The sequence below is a fragment of the Streptomyces sp. QH1-20 genome (assembly GCF_041283565.1).
Lineage (GTDB): Bacteria > Actinomycetota > Actinomycetes > Streptomycetales > Streptomycetaceae > Streptomyces > Streptomyces syringius.
In genome coordinates this window covers 6,447,926-6,461,669 of record NZ_CP166299.1, presented here as the reverse complement: position 1 = coordinate 6,461,669, position 13,744 = coordinate 6,447,926, and the positions used below count along the sequence as shown (strand labels likewise).

Genomic DNA, 13,744 nt, shown 5'->3' with positions numbered 1-13,744 from the left:
ATACGCGCGCCTGGGGAGGGGCAGGTGGTTCAGCCGTGGTCGGCGGCATCGCGCAGGTGCCGGGTGGTGACGGCGTTGAGGAGGAGTACGAGGCTGATCCCCGTGATCACGGCGGCCAGCAGATGGAGTCCCGAGTCGTCGGCCTGCGTGCCGACCGCGATGCCGACGAGGGCCGAGGCGAGGTTCGCGCCGATGTACTGGGAGGTGCGCAGCAGCCCGGAGGCGGTGCCGATCTGCTCGGCGGGCGCGGTGCGGTACATCAGCGTCTGGTTGCCCAGGCTGTTGAAGCCGTTGGGCAGGCCGAGCACCGCAGCGATCGCGAGGACCTGCCAGATCGGCACGCCGGATCCGAACAGGGCCAGTGCGCCGCTGCCCAGGCACAGTGCGCCGGAGCCGATGATCAGGACGAGGCGCAGGCCGCGGTCGACGAGCCTGGTGGCCCACATGGTGGTGACGATGCCGAGGACGGCCACGGGCAGCATCATCAGGCCGGACTGGGACTCGGACAGGCCGCGTCCCTGCTGGAGCCACTGGGGCAAGGCATAGGTGATGGAGTAGAAGACCACGTACGTCGCCATGCAGCGTACATACGTCGCGGCGAGCGGACGGTTGTGGGCGATCATGCGCAGGTCCACGAAGGGCCGGTGTGCGCGCAGTTCGCGCCGGATCAGCGCGGCGGTCAGCAGGACGAACGCGGCCAGCGCCCACCAGCGGGGGTGGTCGGGCAGCGAGAGCAGGAAGAGCATCAGGCCGCACAGCTCACCGGTGAACAGGGCCATGCCCGGCAGGTCCAGTTCGCGCAGGGTGACGGTGCCGCGCCGCGCGGGATCGTCGGCGGGCAGCCAGATCAGGGCCATGACCATGGCGGCCAGGGTGAGGGGGACGTTGACCCAGAAGATGGCGCGCCAGTCCGCGAATTGGACCAGTACGCCGCCGAGTGGCGGTCCGAGGGCGACGGCTGCCTGGGAGGCGGCGGAGATGGCGCCGAGACCGCCGGTGGGTGTGGCGCCGTCGCCGGGGTGGGCGGTGGCCCAGAGGCGGATCATCGACATGCCGGCCGGGTAGGCGGCCGAGGTGCCGATGCCCAGCACCACACGGGCGGCGATCAGCCAGCCGAGGGTCGGAGCGAAGGGCGCGGCGGCGGCCGAGACCAGGACCAGGACCAGGCCGGTGCAGAAGATCCGGCGGGCGCCGAACGCGTCGGCCAGGCGTCCCATCGTCGGCTGGGCGACGGCGGTGGCCAGATACAGGCCGGAGACCAGCCAGATGACCTCGGCCCCGGCGTCGAACGCCTTCTGGATGGAGAGCAGGGCCACCGCGATCATCGAGGAGTTGAGGGCGTTGAGCAGGGTGCCCAGGACGATCGGGACGAGAAAGCCGAGCGGGATGCGGGCGGGGGTGGGGGAAACCGCTTCGGTCGCGGTCCGCCCGGTGGGTAATGCCACGGTGCCCCCTTGGGGTTGCTAGGTCTCGGACAAGAGATCGAGGAGTTTGTTCGCGGCGCTGAGGACCTCACGCTCGACCGACGTCAGCCGTGTGGCGATGGCCTGGGCCAGCCATGCGTCGCGCGACTGCCGGTCGGTCTCCACCAGGTGGCGGCCCGCGTCGGTGATCTCCATGAGGACCTGACGGCCGTCGCGGTCGTGCGGCCGACGCGTGATGAGGCCGCGCTCCTCCAGGGCGGAGAGCTGGCGGGTGAGCGACTGGGGCTGAACGCCTTCGCGGGCGGCCAGCTCCTTGGGGCTGAGGGCCCCCGCGCGGTCGAGTCGGCTCAGCACCGAGGCGCTGGTGAGTCCGAGGCCGTGCGCGGGGCGTTCCTGACGCATGCGCCGGGCCAGTGCGGAGACGCTGTCGCGGGTCTGCCTGGCCAGGTCGATGGTGTCTTGATTGTCATCCACGAACGAAGCCTAGCTTATAAGCATGGCTTCTCTTTTCGTCAACCTCGCCGATCGAGACGTCCAGACTTCATGTGTCAGAAGTCCGTGTCCAGCCTGCTTAACGCCTTCTTGACCTGCAAGAAAGGGTAAAACGTGGCTGAAATGCGACTCGGACCCAGAGGTGTGACGCTACTCGCATTTACTTCGCTGTACGTAGCATGTTGCCTGAAGAGCATGATCAACCGTTCCGCCCTCGATCCCGATGACCACGCACGGCCCCCCGGTGCCCCGGCCCCGCTCACCGGCCTGAAGGTCATCGACACCGCCACCCTGTTCGCCGGCCCCTTCGCCGCCACCCTGCTCGGGGACTACGGCGCCGATGTCGTCAAGATCGAGCACCCCGACGGCGACCCCGCCCGCCGTTACGGCGCGCAGGCCGACGGCGTCCCCGTGTGGTGGAAGGTCGTGGCGCGCAACAAGCGGTCCGCCACCCTGGACCTGCACACCGACGAGGGCCAGCGGCTCTTCCGGCGCCTGGCGGCCGACGCCGACCTCATCGTGGAGAACTTCCGCCCCGGCACCCTGGAGCGCTGGGGTCTGGACTACGCCACCCTCAGCGCCGACAACCCCCGCCTGGTGCTGCTGCGCATGACCGGATTCGGTCAGACCGGCCCGTACGCCCATCGGCCCGGCTTCGGCACCATCGGCGAGGCGATGAGCGGGCTCGCCCATCTCACCGGCACCCCCGACGGGCCACCCACCCTGCCCTCTTTCCCCCTCGCCGACGCGGTCGCCGGGCTCACCGCGGCCTTCGCCGCGCTGACCGCGCTGCGCGCCCGCGAGCTGACCGGTCGCGGCCAGGTCGTCGACCTGTCCATCGTCGAGTCCATGCTCGGCGTACTCGGCGGCCCTCTCGCCACGTACGACCTGACCGGCGTCATGCCCACCAGGCAGGGCAACCGCTCGCCCAACAACGCACCCCGCAACGTCTACCGCACCAAGGACGACCACTGGGTGGCCGTCTCCGCCACCACCCTCTCCGTCGCCGAACGCGTGGTGCGCCTGGTGGGCCGCCCCGAACTGGCCGAAGAGCCCTGGTTCGCCACCGGGGCCGGCCGCGCGCGGCACACCGAGGAACTCGACACCGCCGTCGGCGGCTGGATCGCCGAGCGCACCCGGGACGAAGTCGTCGAGCGCTTCGAACAGGCCCAGGCGGCCATCGGCCCCGTCTACGACCTCGCCGACGTCCTCGCAGACCCCCACTTCGCCGCGCGCGGCTCCATCATCTCCGTACCCGACCCGGAGCTCGACGCGATCCGCATGCCCGGTGTCGCCTTCCGGCTCTCGGACACCCCCGGGGCCGTGCACTCGGCCGGGCCGCGCCTGGGGCAGCACACCGCCGACGTCCTCGGCGAACTCGGCCTCAAGGCAGAGGACTTGTCCGCGCTCGCAGCAAAGGGAGTCATATGACCGCCGCCGTGCACCGCAGCTACCTCTACGTTCCCGCGCACAAGGGGCGCGTGGTGGAGAAGGCGTACGCGAGCGACGCCGACGCCGTCGTCCTCGATCTGGAGGACGCCGTGCCGCTCGGCAGCAAGGAGGAAGCCCGCCGGGCCGCCGCCGAGATCCTGTCCACCACACCGCCCAGACCCACGTACGTACGCGTCAACTCCATCGCCAGCGGCCTCGCCCGCGACGACGTGCGGGCCGTCGCGGGGCCCGGCCTCGCCGCCATCCGGCTGCCCAAGGTCGAGCACCCGCAACAGATCCGCGACGCGGCCCGGTGGCTGGAGGAGGCCGGCAGCGACGCGGGCGTGCAGATCCTCGTCGAATCCGCGCTCGGTGTCGAAGCCCTGAGCGAACTCGCCCACGCCGCACCGCGCCTGGAACGTATCGGCCTCGGGGAGAACGACCTGCGCAGCGACCTGCGCACCGACTTCGACGGGCCCACCATGGACGCCGCCCGGGTGCGCTGTGTCTTCGTCTCCCGCGCCGCGGGACTCGTCAGCCCCGCCATGAGCGTCTACCCGCGCCTGGACGACCCCGAGGGACTGCGCCGCTCCTGCCTCGACGGGCGCGGCATGGGCTACCTCGGACGCTTCGCCGTCCATCCCCGCCAGCTCCCGGTCATCAACGAGGTGTTCACCCCCTCCCCGGATGAGGTAGCCGAGGCCCGCGCCCTGCTGGCAGCGGCCGACGCCCGGCCGGACGAGGGGTCGTCGGTGTTCGTCACCGAGGACGGCCGCACCGTCGCACCGCCGCTGCTCGCCAACGCCCGCGCTCTGCTGGCGATGACGGACGCGCTACTGGCTTCCTCCTGACTACTTTTCACCAGGCTCTTTGTCAACCCCTTGTATCCGCTCCCGACTTGCTCAGTCAGTTCGTGAAAGGCAACAACCGATGACCGACACCCCACCGCCCCGGACGACAGCCGCCGACCCCCTGCTCGCGGCCATCGCCGCCGGAACGGTCGTCCACGACCTGGCCCAGCCCCTGGAGAACGGCATGCCGTGCTCCCCCAACCACCCGGGCTTCCGCATGGCGCTGCTGCGCCGCCACGGCGACGGGACCCGGCCGGACGGCAGCTCGGCCGCCAACGAACTCATCGTCACCGGTGGCCACGTGGGCACACACATCGACGCGCTCTCCCACGCCTCCCACCACGGCCGACTGTTCGGCGGCCACGACGCCGCCGAGGCCCAGCAGGGCGGGCGCTTCTCCGTCCACGGCATCGACACCGTGCCGCCCATGGTCTGTCGCGGTGTCCTCCTCGACGTCGCCGCCGCGCACGGCACCGACATCCTCGAAGCGGGTTACGGCGTCACCGCCGACGACCTGGAACACGCGGCCGCCCGCGCGGGCGCCGTACCCGGCGAACAGGACGTGTGCCTGGTACGCACCGGATGGGCGCGGCGGTGGAGCGACGCGGAGGCGTACATCGGCCACACGACCGGTGTGCCCGGCCTCACTGAATCCGCCGCCGGCTGGCTCGCCGACCGCGGGGTACGCGCCATCGGCGCCGACACCACCGCCGTCGAGCAGATCCCCGCCGGCCAGGGGCACGCGGTGCTGCCCGTGCACCGCACACTGCTCGTGGACCGTGGTGTCCACCTCATCGAGCACATGAATCTGGAGACGCTCGCGGCAGCGGGCGCGACCGAGTTCCTGTTCGTCCTCAGCCCCCTGAAGATCACCGGCGGTACCGGCTCCCCGGTCCGGCCGCTCGCGGTCCTCACCACCGCCGACTCCGGCCACCAGGAGCAGGGATGACTACGACACGGACCGGCAAAGCCGCCGCGCCCCTGGTCCGCCGGCTCGCCGCCTTCGCAGCCGAGGCCCGCGACCGGGGCCTGTCGGCACGCCTGCGGACCGAAGCCGCCGAACGGATCCTCGACTGCCTGGGCAACAGTCTCCTCGCCCGCGACGAGAGCGCCCCGCAGGCCGTACTGGCCGTCGCCCGTGACTGGGGCAGCACCGGCCCGGCACACGTCATCGGTTCGGCGCAGGCGCTCGCCGCGCCGTCGGCCGCCCTGGTCAACGGAACCCTGGCACACGCCATGGACTTCGACGACTCCCACATGCTGTCGGTCCTGCACCCCAGCGCCTCCGTGATCCCGGCCGCCCTCGCCGTCGCCGAGGCCACCGGTGCCTCCGGGCCGCGCCTTCTCGACGCCGTCACCGTGGGCACCGAGGTGTGCATCCGGCTCGGCATCGCCGGCTACGACCCGGACCTCGGCAACTCGCTGTTCTTCGAGCGCGGCCAGCACGCCACCTCCATCTGCGGCACCCTGGGCGCGGCCGTCGCGGCCGCCATGCTCCTCGGCGCGGACGAGGACACCATCGCCGCGGCCCTCGGAATCGCCGCGAGCACCGGCGCCGGCCTGCTGGAAGCCAACCGCACCGGCGGCACCGTCAAACGGATGCACTGCGGCTGGGCGGCCCAAGCGGGCGTGGCCGCCGCCCAGTTGGCCCAGGCCGGAATCACCGGACCGCCGACCGTCCTGGAAGGCCGGTTCGGATTCTTCCAAGCATGGTGCGGAGACCGGGCCCGCCCCGAAGCCGTCCTCGCCGACCTCGGCGAACGCTGGGAGACCAGCGAGATCATCGTCAAGCCCTACCCCTGCAACCACTTCACCCACCCGGGCATCGACGCCGCACTGCGCCTGCGAGCCGAAGGTGTCCGCGGCGCTGACGTCATTCACGGCGAACTACGCGTCCCCACGGCGATGCACCGTACGATCGGCGAGCCCGCGGCCGCCAAGGCCGCCCCCGCCACCGGCTACGCGGCAGCCTTCTCCGGCCCCTTCACCGTCGCCACCGCCCTCCTGGGCGGCGGAGGACTCGGCGTCTGGTTCGACGACTTCACCGACGCCGCCGCCCACGACCCCGCCCGCCGCGCCCTCGCCGGCGTGATCCGCTGCGTACCCGACCCCGGCCTCGACCGCCTGTTCCCCACCCGGCTACCGGCCGTCCTGCGGGTGCGCACCCATGACGGACAAGAACACGAGATCCGCGTCGAGACCAGCAAGGGCGGCCCGGACGTACCGCTGACCGCCGAGGAGAAGGAACGCAAATTTCGACTGTCGGCCGGTACCGCACTCTCGCCGCAGCGTGTCGACGCCGTACTGCGTGCCGTACGCGCCCTGCCGGACGGCGGAAGCCCCGGGCACGTCCTGACGCTGTGCGTGCCGGAGCCCGCCATGGAGTGAGCAGCAGCAGTCAGCATCACGGTTCACACCATTCGTCAGAGCCACTGAAAGTCACGAAAGGCCCTACCCTCCATGGCACCCAGCGCCGGAACCCGCTTTCGCACGCGTCTGAACCGACTCACCGTCGGCGGCGCGGCCGCCTTGTGCGCCACCGTCCTCGCCACCGGGGCCGCCCTCGCCGCACCCACCGTGCGGACCGCGGACACCTTGCCCGGTTTCCGGATCTACCCGGAGAGCCTCACACAAGACCCCACGACCGGCGACCTGTTCGTCTCCGGCTACGGCGACGGCTCCGTCCTGCGCGTACCGGCCGGCGGGACGCAGGCATCCGTCTTCCTCCCGTCCGGCGCGGACGACAGAACCCACGCGGCCGGAGTCAAGGCCGACAAGTCCGGCCGACTGTGGGTCTCCGGAGGCACAGACCGCTCGGTCACGGTGTACGACGACACCACCGGCGTACGACTGGCCCGCTTCCACATCCCCTTCAGCTCCGGCGGCGTCAACGACCTCGCGTTCGGCCCCGACGGCACCGCTTACCTCACCGACTCCTTCAACCCCGCCGTCTACAGGGTCACCCCACAGCAGCTCACCGCCGCCCAGGGCACCGACGCGCCGCTCGACACCTGGCGCGACCTCACCGGCACCCCCGCCGACTACACCCAGCACGCCGGCATCAACCTCAACGGCATCGTGTACGTAGACGGCGGTGCCCTCCTGACCGCCAACACCACCACCGGTGCCGTATACCGCATCGCCACCGACACCGGCGCCGTCACGGCGGTCCCCGGCATCTCGCTGCCCAACGCCGACGGACTCCACTACCGGGACGGCAAACTCTGGGTCGCCCTCAACCGCACGAACACGCTGGTGCGCCTGACCGTCTCGCCCGCCGCCCGATCGGTCACCCAGGACGCCACCTTCAGCAGCCCCGAGCTGCAGATCCCGACATCCGTCATCCGCTCCGGCGACCGTCTGCTCGTCGCCCGCTCCCAATATGACAAGGGAGGCCCCTTCGGCGCCGGAACCCCTGCCCCCTTCACGATCGCCGAGGTCGACGGGCTCTGATCCGCCCTCAGGGACCGCGCCGCCGTCGTAACGCGCCATGCGCGGAAACCCCGCCGGAGCACCGGCGGGGTTTCCGCGTCTCAGGCGCGCGAGACAGCCGAAAGCATCGGCACGCGCATTGTGGCCCTGGGGGCGGCTCAGGGCGTCGTCGTCGAGACGACGTAGACCTTGGGCCGCTCCGGATCGTCCAGGTTCGCCGTGATCGACAGCGTCGGCTGGGGCTCGTCCCGCTCGTGGACCGTGCCCGTCCAGCGGTGGCCGTCGCCGAACTTCCAGTCGACCTCGGCCGCGTCGTCCTCGTCGATGGTGACCTCGCCGTCCTTGAGGGCGTCGGGGCTGGAGCCGACCCTCGTGAGGAAGGTCTCGAAGCCCTCGCGCGAGGTGGTGAACTGGAGGTACAGCGAGCTGGATTTCCAGGCGTTGGTCTCGAAGTGGGCGACGTTCTCGGAGTAGGGCGGGATCCACACGCCGTAGATCCGGCGCTGCAGCCGGGACGGCCAGCCCTCCTCCAGCCCGGTGACGCGGGCCTGCTCCTGCTTGTCGCCGTTGCCGCCGCGGCTCTGCATCGCGGAGATGTAGAGATAGCCGGCCGGGATGGCGATGAGCAGGAAGACGATGACGGGCTTGATCCAGCGGTGCCGGGGGCGGGGCCGGCCCGGCTCCTCCGGCTCGGCCGCCGTGCGCTCGGGGTCCATCGTGATCACCCGCGGCCCGCCTGGGCGTACCGCTCGTAGCGCTCGACGCGGCGCCGGTTGGCGCGACGGAAGCGACGGGCGACGAGCCGGGCCAGGTCGGCGGCGCCGACCATGCCGGCCTCGGGGCCGAGCTGCGCCTTGACGATCCGGGCCTCGGGGCGGTAGCCGCGGCCGGTGAGGTGGCGGCGGAAGGCGTCCCGGGCGGGGCCGATCAGCAGGTCGTCGGCGGCGCTGACGCCACCGCCGATGACGAAGCAGGACGGGTCGAGGGCGGCGGCGAGATTGGCGATGCCCACGCCGAGCCACTGGCCGATGTCCTGGAGCAGCTCCACGCACATGGCGTCGCCGGAGCGGGCCAGCTCGGTGATGAGCGGGCCGGTGATCTCGTGGATGTTGCCGCCGACGCGGTCGATGATGCCGTACGCGACGGGGGACTCGGCGGCGGCCAGCTCACGGGCCTCGCGGACGAGGGCGTTGCCGGAGCTGTACTGCTCCCAGCAGCCGCGGTTGCCGCAGGGGCAGCGGTGGCCGCCGGGGACGACCTGCATATGGCCGAACTCGCCCGCGACCCCGTACTTGCCGCGCTTGACCTGGCCGTCCTCCAGGATCGCCCCGCCGATGCCGGTACCGAGGGTGATCATCACGAGGTGGTCCTCGCCCCGGCCGGCGCCGAAGCGCCACTCGGCCCAGGCGGCGGTGTTGGCGTCGTTGTCGACCATGACGGGGACGGCGAGCCGGCCCGCGAGGCGGTCGCGCAGCGGTTCGTTGCGCCAGGACAGGTGCGGGGCGAACAGGACGCGGTTGCGGTCGGCGTCCACCCAGCCGGCGGCGCCGATGCCCACGGCGTGCACGTCGTGCCGGTCGGAGAGGTCCAGCACCAGCTCGGTGATGGTGTCCTCGACGACCTTGGGGCTCTTGGACTTGTCCGGCGTCTCGGTGCGGATCTTCTCCAGGATGTTGCCGTCGGCGTCGACGACGCCCGCCATCACCTTGGTGCCGCCGATGTCGATGCCGACCGTGGGGACGCGGGGCGCCGTCAGGTGCGAGCGCCGCTCGCGGGTGCCCACCGTGCGGAGCACGGTCGCTCTCGCCGTACCCCGGTGGAGGTCGCGGTACATGCTCATCGCCGCACCTCCGCCACGGCGTGGCCTCCGGCGGGTGTACGGGGGCGTGCTCGCACGAGTCGTCGTCCCTGCGGGGTCTCGGAGAGGCGGGTGTGCGCCTCTGGCGTACGGGTGGGTGACGGGGCAGCCCGTCGTCGCCGATTGTGCCTCACGGGAGCGTCCCGTACCGCATCGCGTGCGTCGGGGCCACCGTCACGCGGGGTGGCCCGTGGGCAGCGTGGCGGCGTGGCGGGGGCCCGCCCGGAGCGGGCCGCTCCGCTCCCGCCCGTGCGGGCGCACCCGTACGGGACCGGCCTTCGTCAGCCGTCCTCGCCGGCGGCGACCGGCTTGCCGCCGATCACGTCCGGGCCCGGGGCCCGCTCCAGCTCGTGGCTGAGCTGGTCGAGCTCGCTACCGCCCGCCATCTGGCGGGTGAGCTCGTCGAGGGCGATCTCGGACTTGGCGTGGCTGCCGGCCATCGCGCCGCGCTTGAGCAGCACGAAGCGGTCGCCGACGAGATACGCGTGGTGCGGGTTGTGGGTGATCAGGACCACGCCGAGGCCCGCGTCCCGGGCCGCCGCCACGTACTTGAGGACCACGCCGGACTGCTTGACACCGAGCGCCGCCGTCGGCTCGTCGAGGACGAGGACCTTGGCGCCGAAGTAGACGGCGCGGGCGATGGCCACGCACTGCCGCTCGCCGCCGGAGAGCGTGCCGATGGGCTGGTCGACGTCGCGCAGGTCGATGCCCATGCGCAGCAGCTCGGCGCGGGTGGTCTCGCGCATCCGCGCGGCGTCGAGGCGCTTGAAGGGGCCGACGCCCTTCGTCGGCTCGGAGCCGAGGAAGAAGTTCCGCCAGACGGGCATCAGGGGCACGACCGCGAGGTCCTGGTAGACCGTGGCGATACCGCGGTCCAGGGCCTCGCGGGGCGAGCCGAGGCGGGTCTCCTCGCCCTCGATCTCGAAGGTGCCGGCGTCGTGCTGGTGCAGCCCCGCGATGATCTTGATGAGGGTGGACTTGCCGGCGCCGTTGTCGCCGAGCACACAGGTGATCTCACCCGGGTGCACCTCCAGGGAGACCCCTTCGAGGGCACGGATGTTCCCGTAGAACTTGCTGACGTCCGTCAGCTCCACCAGCGCGTTCCGTGTGTCGCTCACTTCGTCGCCTCCGCCCGCTTACGGACCCACGCGTTCAGCAGCGTCGCCAGCAGCAGCATCGCGCCCAGGAAGAACTTGAACCAGTCCGGGTCCCACTGCGCGTAGACGATGCCCTTGCTGGTCATGCCGAAGATGAACGCGCCGACCGCGGAGCCGATGGCCGAGCCGTAGCCGCCGGTCATCAGACAGCCGCCGATGACGGCCGCGATGATGTAGAGCAGCTCATTGCCGACGCCCTCGCCGGACTGCACCACGTCGTAGGACATCAGCAGGTGCTGGCCGGAGACCCAGGCGCAGAAGGCGACGGCCATGTACAGGCCGATCTTGGTGCTCTTGACGGGCACGCCGACAGCCCGGGCGGCGTCGGCGTTGCCGCCGACCGCGAAGATCCAGTTGCCGACGCGGGTGCGCAGCAGCACCCAGGTGGCCAGGGCCACCAGGCCGAGCCACCAGAGGATGGTGACCTGGAGGTCGACGCCGCCGATCGTCAGATGCGAGGCGAAGACCGCGCGGGCGGAGTCGAAGCCCTCCATGTCACCGATGGTCTTGGTGGAGACGGTGCCGCTGATGAGCTTGGTGAAGCCCAGGTTCAAGCCGGTCAGCATCAGGAAGGTGGCCAGCGTGATGATGAAGCTGGGCAGCTTGGTGCGGGTGAGCACGAAGCCGTTGAAGAAGCCGATGGCCAGCATCGTGAGCAGCGAGATTCCGGCGCCGACCCAGACATTGGCCGTCATCTGGTAGCTGAACATCGAGGAGACCAGCGCGGCGCTGGTCACCATCACACCGGCCGACAGGTCGAACTCGCCGCCGATCATCAGCAGCGCCACCGGGACGGCCATGATGCCGATGGTCGAGGACGCGTACAGCACCGTCGACAGGCTGGACGCCTGGAGGAAGCTGTCGGCGACGGTCGAGAAGAAGACGAAGACGGCCACCGCGCCGACGACCGCGCCGAGCTCGGGGCGGCCGAGCAGCCGGCGCAGGTGGGAGCGGTGTGCCAGCCGCTCGTCGGGCGCCTCCTGGACGGGCGCGGTCGCGGGCGCGCTCATCGCGTACCCCGCTTGGTGTACTCGGCGAGCGTCTTGGCGTCGTCCTTGGTGATGATCTGCGGGCCGGTCAGGACCGGGCGGCCGCCGCCGAGCATGTCGCGGTTGTAGCGGTAGAGCCAGAGCAGATCGACGGCCTCGTAGCCCTGGAGGTAGGGGTCCTGGTCGACGGCGAAGCCGAGCTTGCCGGACTGCAGGGCGTCGGCGACCTTGGCGTTGAGGTCGAAGGTGGCGACCTCGGCCTTGCTGCCGGCCTGCTCGGCGGCCTTGACGGCGGTCGGCGCGAAGGGGGCGCCGAGGGTGACGACCGCGTCGATGTCCTTGTCGGACTGGAGCTTCGCCTCGATGGACGACTGCACGTTGGGCATGTTGGTGCCCTCGACGTAGAGGTTCTGCAGATCGCCCTTGAAGGTCTTCTTCACGCCGTCGCAGCGCTGCTCGTGGCCGACGTTGCCCTGCTCGTGCAGGACGCAGACGGCCTTCTTCTTGCCGCGCTCGTTGAGCTGCTCGCCGACGGCCTCGCCCGCGATCACCTCGTCCTGGCCGATGTGGGTGAGCGCGCCGAACTCCTTGGACTTCTCGGAGCCCGAGTTCACCGTGATCACCGGGATGCCGGCCTTCTTCGCCTTGGCGATGACGTCCTTGAGGGCGTCGGGCTTGGCGAGGGTGACGATCAAGCCGTCGACCTTCTGGTCGATCATGGCCTGGACGTTCTGGGCCTGCTTGTTCCCCTCCACGTCGTGGGAGTAGAGGAACTTGATGTTGTCCTTGACCGCCGCCTGCTTGGCACCGTTCTGGACGATGTCCCAGAACGTGTCGCCATCACCCGAGTGGGTGACCATCGCGAAGGTCCAGCGGGGCGTGTCGACCGCGGCGCGCCCCTGGGCGCCCTTGGCGGCCCGCTCCTCCGCGCGCTTGCCGCCCGTAGCGCTGCACCCCGCCAAGGTGGCGCCGAGCACCGCTGCCAGCACGGCGCTCACCGCACGTACGCCTGTCCGAACCCTTGCCACGAGGACTTGCCCCTTCTCACTGTCTGTCACGGTGCGGCCGGACCCCGATCCCGCGGGCCCAACCGCCCAAGTATCCGTCACCATCCGTCACCGCTGACCGCCGGGGCTTCACCGGAGTCCTCCGCGGGGCTCTTTCCGTGTGGCAGGAGTTCTAGTGGCGGGCGACACACCACGTCAAGACTTTGTCAGAACATTCTTACGAACTGACCCCGCCGCGGAGTGATGACCTCCGCTTTTACGGCCGACGAGGGGGGTAGAGACGCGAGCAAAGATCAGGGACGGACCAGAAGCTGGAAGTCGAAGGCGTAGCGCGAGGCGCGGTAGAGATGTGAGCCGAATTCCACTGCGCGACCCGTGTCGTCGAAGGTGGTCCGCTCCATCGTCAGCAGCGGTGCCCCGGTCGGCTCGGCGAGCCGCTCACCCTCCTCGGCGGTCGCGGCACGGGCACCGACGGTCTGCCGGGCGCTGTGCAGCGTGATGCCGGCCGAGCGCATCAGCCGGTAGAGCCCGGTCCCCTCCAGTACGTCACCGCCGAGGTCGAGCAGCCCGACGGGGAGGTGGTTGCGCAGATGGGCCATGGGTTCGCCGTGCGCGAGCCGCAGCCGCTCGATGTACACCACGTCGGCACCCTCGGCGACCCCGAGCGCGGCGGCGACCCAGGCGGTGGCGGGCTCGACGGTGTTGCGCAGCACCCGGGTGGCGGGCTTCTGGCCCGCGGTCTCGAGGTCGTCGTAGAGGCTGCTCAGCTCCAGCGGTCGCTTGACCTGGCTGTGCACGACCTGGGTGCCCACGCCACGGCGGCGCACGAGCAGGCCCTTGTCGACGAGCGACTGGATCGCCTGCCGGACGGTGGGCCGGGACAGCCCGAGCCGCGCGGCCAGCTCGATCTCATTGCCGAGGAGGCTGCCGGGCGCCAGCCCGCCCTGCTCGATCGCGGCTTCGAGCTGCTGGGACAGCTGGAAATAGAGCGGGACCGGGCTGCCGCGGTCGAGGGTGAACTGGAGAGGTTGCTGCTTCGCCACGGAGGGAGCGTAGCCGTAGGACCGGATGACGGATAGTCCGGAGATCCGGTTGTCCGGACA

General features: G+C 71.0%; 13 protein-coding genes. 5 read left to right on the top strand and 8 right to left on the bottom strand.

The genetic code is table 11. The features are described from left to right. Positions 1–29: 29 nt before the first annotated feature. Both AB8O64_RS29075 and AB8O64_RS29070 read right to left on the bottom strand, forming a co-directional pair. Positions 30–1,445, bottom strand: coding sequence for an MFS transporter (locus tag AB8O64_RS29075; protein ID WP_370422322.1), 1,416 nt, complete (start codon positions 1,443–1,445; stop codon positions 30–32). A gap of 18 nt (positions 1,446–1,463) precedes the next feature. Then, positions 1,464–1,898, bottom strand: a complete 435-nt coding sequence (locus AB8O64_RS29070) for a MarR family winged helix-turn-helix transcriptional regulator (RefSeq protein ID WP_370422320.1) — start codon at positions 1,896–1,898, stop codon at positions 1,464–1,466. A 213-nt stretch (positions 1,899–2,111) separates the two neighbouring features. On the opposite strand from AB8O64_RS29070, the gene AB8O64_RS29065 reads away from it, so the two are divergent. The 5 genes from AB8O64_RS29065 to AB8O64_RS29045 all read left to right on the top strand — a co-directional run bounded on the left by AB8O64_RS29065 (position 2,112) and on the right by AB8O64_RS29045 (position 7,651). Further along, positions 2,112–3,347 (top strand): CaiB/BaiF CoA transferase family protein, encoded by a 1,236-nt coding sequence (locus tag AB8O64_RS29065; protein ID WP_370422319.1) that lies wholly within the window; start codon positions 2,112–2,114, stop codon positions 3,345–3,347. Then, on the top strand, positions 3,344–4,198 hold the full coding sequence (locus AB8O64_RS29060; protein ID WP_370422317.1) for a CoA ester lyase: 855 nt from the start codon (positions 3,344–3,346) through the stop codon (positions 4,196–4,198). The genes AB8O64_RS29065 and AB8O64_RS29060 overlap by 4 nt, the downstream gene beginning before the upstream one ends. A gap of 79 nt (positions 4,199–4,277) precedes the next feature. Beyond that, positions 4,278–5,147 carry a cyclase family protein gene (locus AB8O64_RS29055; RefSeq protein WP_370422315.1) on the top strand — a complete coding sequence of 290 codons (870 nt, stop codon included), beginning with the start codon at positions 4,278–4,280 and terminating at the stop codon, positions 5,145–5,147. Next, positions 5,144–6,586: an MmgE/PrpD family protein gene (locus AB8O64_RS29050; protein ID WP_370422313.1), complete on the top strand. Its 1,443-nt coding sequence runs from the start codon at positions 5,144–5,146 to the stop codon at positions 6,584–6,586. Before AB8O64_RS29055 ends, AB8O64_RS29050 begins: the two co-directional genes overlap by 4 nt. A gap of 72 nt (positions 6,587–6,658) precedes the next feature. Further along, positions 6,659–7,651 carry a superoxide dismutase gene (locus AB8O64_RS29045; RefSeq protein ID WP_370422311.1) on the top strand — a complete coding sequence of 331 codons (993 nt, stop codon included), beginning with the start codon at positions 6,659–6,661 and terminating at the stop codon, positions 7,649–7,651. Positions 7,652–7,788: 137 nt separating this feature from the next. On the opposite strand, the gene AB8O64_RS29040 is transcribed toward AB8O64_RS29045, so the two are convergent. The 6 genes from AB8O64_RS29040 to AB8O64_RS29015 form a co-directional block, all read right to left on the bottom strand. Then, positions 7,789–8,346, bottom strand: coding sequence for a hypothetical protein (locus AB8O64_RS29040; protein ID WP_370424000.1), 558 nt, complete (start codon positions 8,344–8,346; stop codon positions 7,789–7,791). A gap of 5 nt (positions 8,347–8,351) precedes the next feature. Further along, complete coding sequence (locus AB8O64_RS29035; protein WP_356453866.1) at positions 8,352–9,470, bottom strand: ROK family glucokinase; 1,119 nt, start codon at positions 9,468–9,470, stop codon at positions 8,352–8,354. A gap of 299 nt (positions 9,471–9,769) precedes the next feature. Next, on the bottom strand, positions 9,770–10,606 hold the full coding sequence (locus tag AB8O64_RS29030) for an ATP-binding cassette domain-containing protein (protein ID WP_370422309.1): 837 nt from the start codon (positions 10,604–10,606) through the stop codon (positions 9,770–9,772). Beyond that, the gene (locus tag AB8O64_RS29025) at positions 10,603–11,655 is read right to left on the bottom strand and encodes an ABC transporter permease (RefSeq protein WP_370422307.1); all 1,053 of its coding nucleotides are present in this window, start codon (positions 11,653–11,655) and stop codon (positions 10,603–10,605) included. Before AB8O64_RS29025 ends, AB8O64_RS29030 begins: the two co-directional genes overlap by 4 nt. Beyond that, positions 11,652–12,632 (bottom strand): sugar ABC transporter substrate-binding protein, encoded by a 981-nt coding sequence (locus AB8O64_RS29020; RefSeq protein ID WP_356453869.1) that lies wholly within the window; start codon positions 12,630–12,632, stop codon positions 11,652–11,654. The genes AB8O64_RS29025 and AB8O64_RS29020 overlap by 4 nt, the downstream gene beginning before the upstream one ends. 302 nt (positions 12,633–12,934) lie before the next feature. Further along, positions 12,935–13,684, bottom strand: a complete 750-nt coding sequence (locus tag AB8O64_RS29015) for a GntR family transcriptional regulator (protein ID WP_370422305.1) — start codon at positions 13,682–13,684, stop codon at positions 12,935–12,937. Between the last annotated feature and the right edge of the window lie 60 nt (positions 13,685–13,744).

Bases quoted from the DNA above. Each gene is read 5' to 3' on its own strand.
- AB8O64_RS29055 (WP_370422315.1), top strand. From the start codon at position 4,278: ATGACCGACACCCCACCGCCCCGGACGACAGCCGCCGACCCCCTGCTC.
- AB8O64_RS29065 (WP_370422319.1), top strand. From the start codon at position 2,112: ATGATCAACCGTTCCGCCCTCGATCCCGATGACCACGCACGGCCCCCC.
- AB8O64_RS29035 (WP_356453866.1), bottom strand. From the start codon at position 9,470: ATGAGCATGTACCGCGACCTCCACCGGGGTACGGCGAGAGCGACCGTG.
- AB8O64_RS29060 (WP_370422317.1), top strand. From the start codon at position 3,344: ATGACCGCCGCCGTGCACCGCAGCTACCTCTACGTTCCCGCGCACAAG.
- AB8O64_RS29050 (WP_370422313.1), top strand. From the start codon at position 5,144: ATGACTACGACACGGACCGGCAAAGCCGCCGCGCCCCTGGTCCGCCGG.
- AB8O64_RS29040 (WP_370424000.1), bottom strand. From the start codon at position 8,346: ATGGACCCCGAGCGCACGGCGGCCGAGCCGGAGGAGCCGGGCCGGCCC.
- AB8O64_RS29045 (WP_370422311.1), top strand. From the start codon at position 6,659: ATGGCACCCAGCGCCGGAACCCGCTTTCGCACGCGTCTGAACCGACTC.
- AB8O64_RS29025 (WP_370422307.1), bottom strand. From the start codon at position 11,655: ATGAGCGCGCCCGCGACCGCGCCCGTCCAGGAGGCGCCCGACGAGCGG.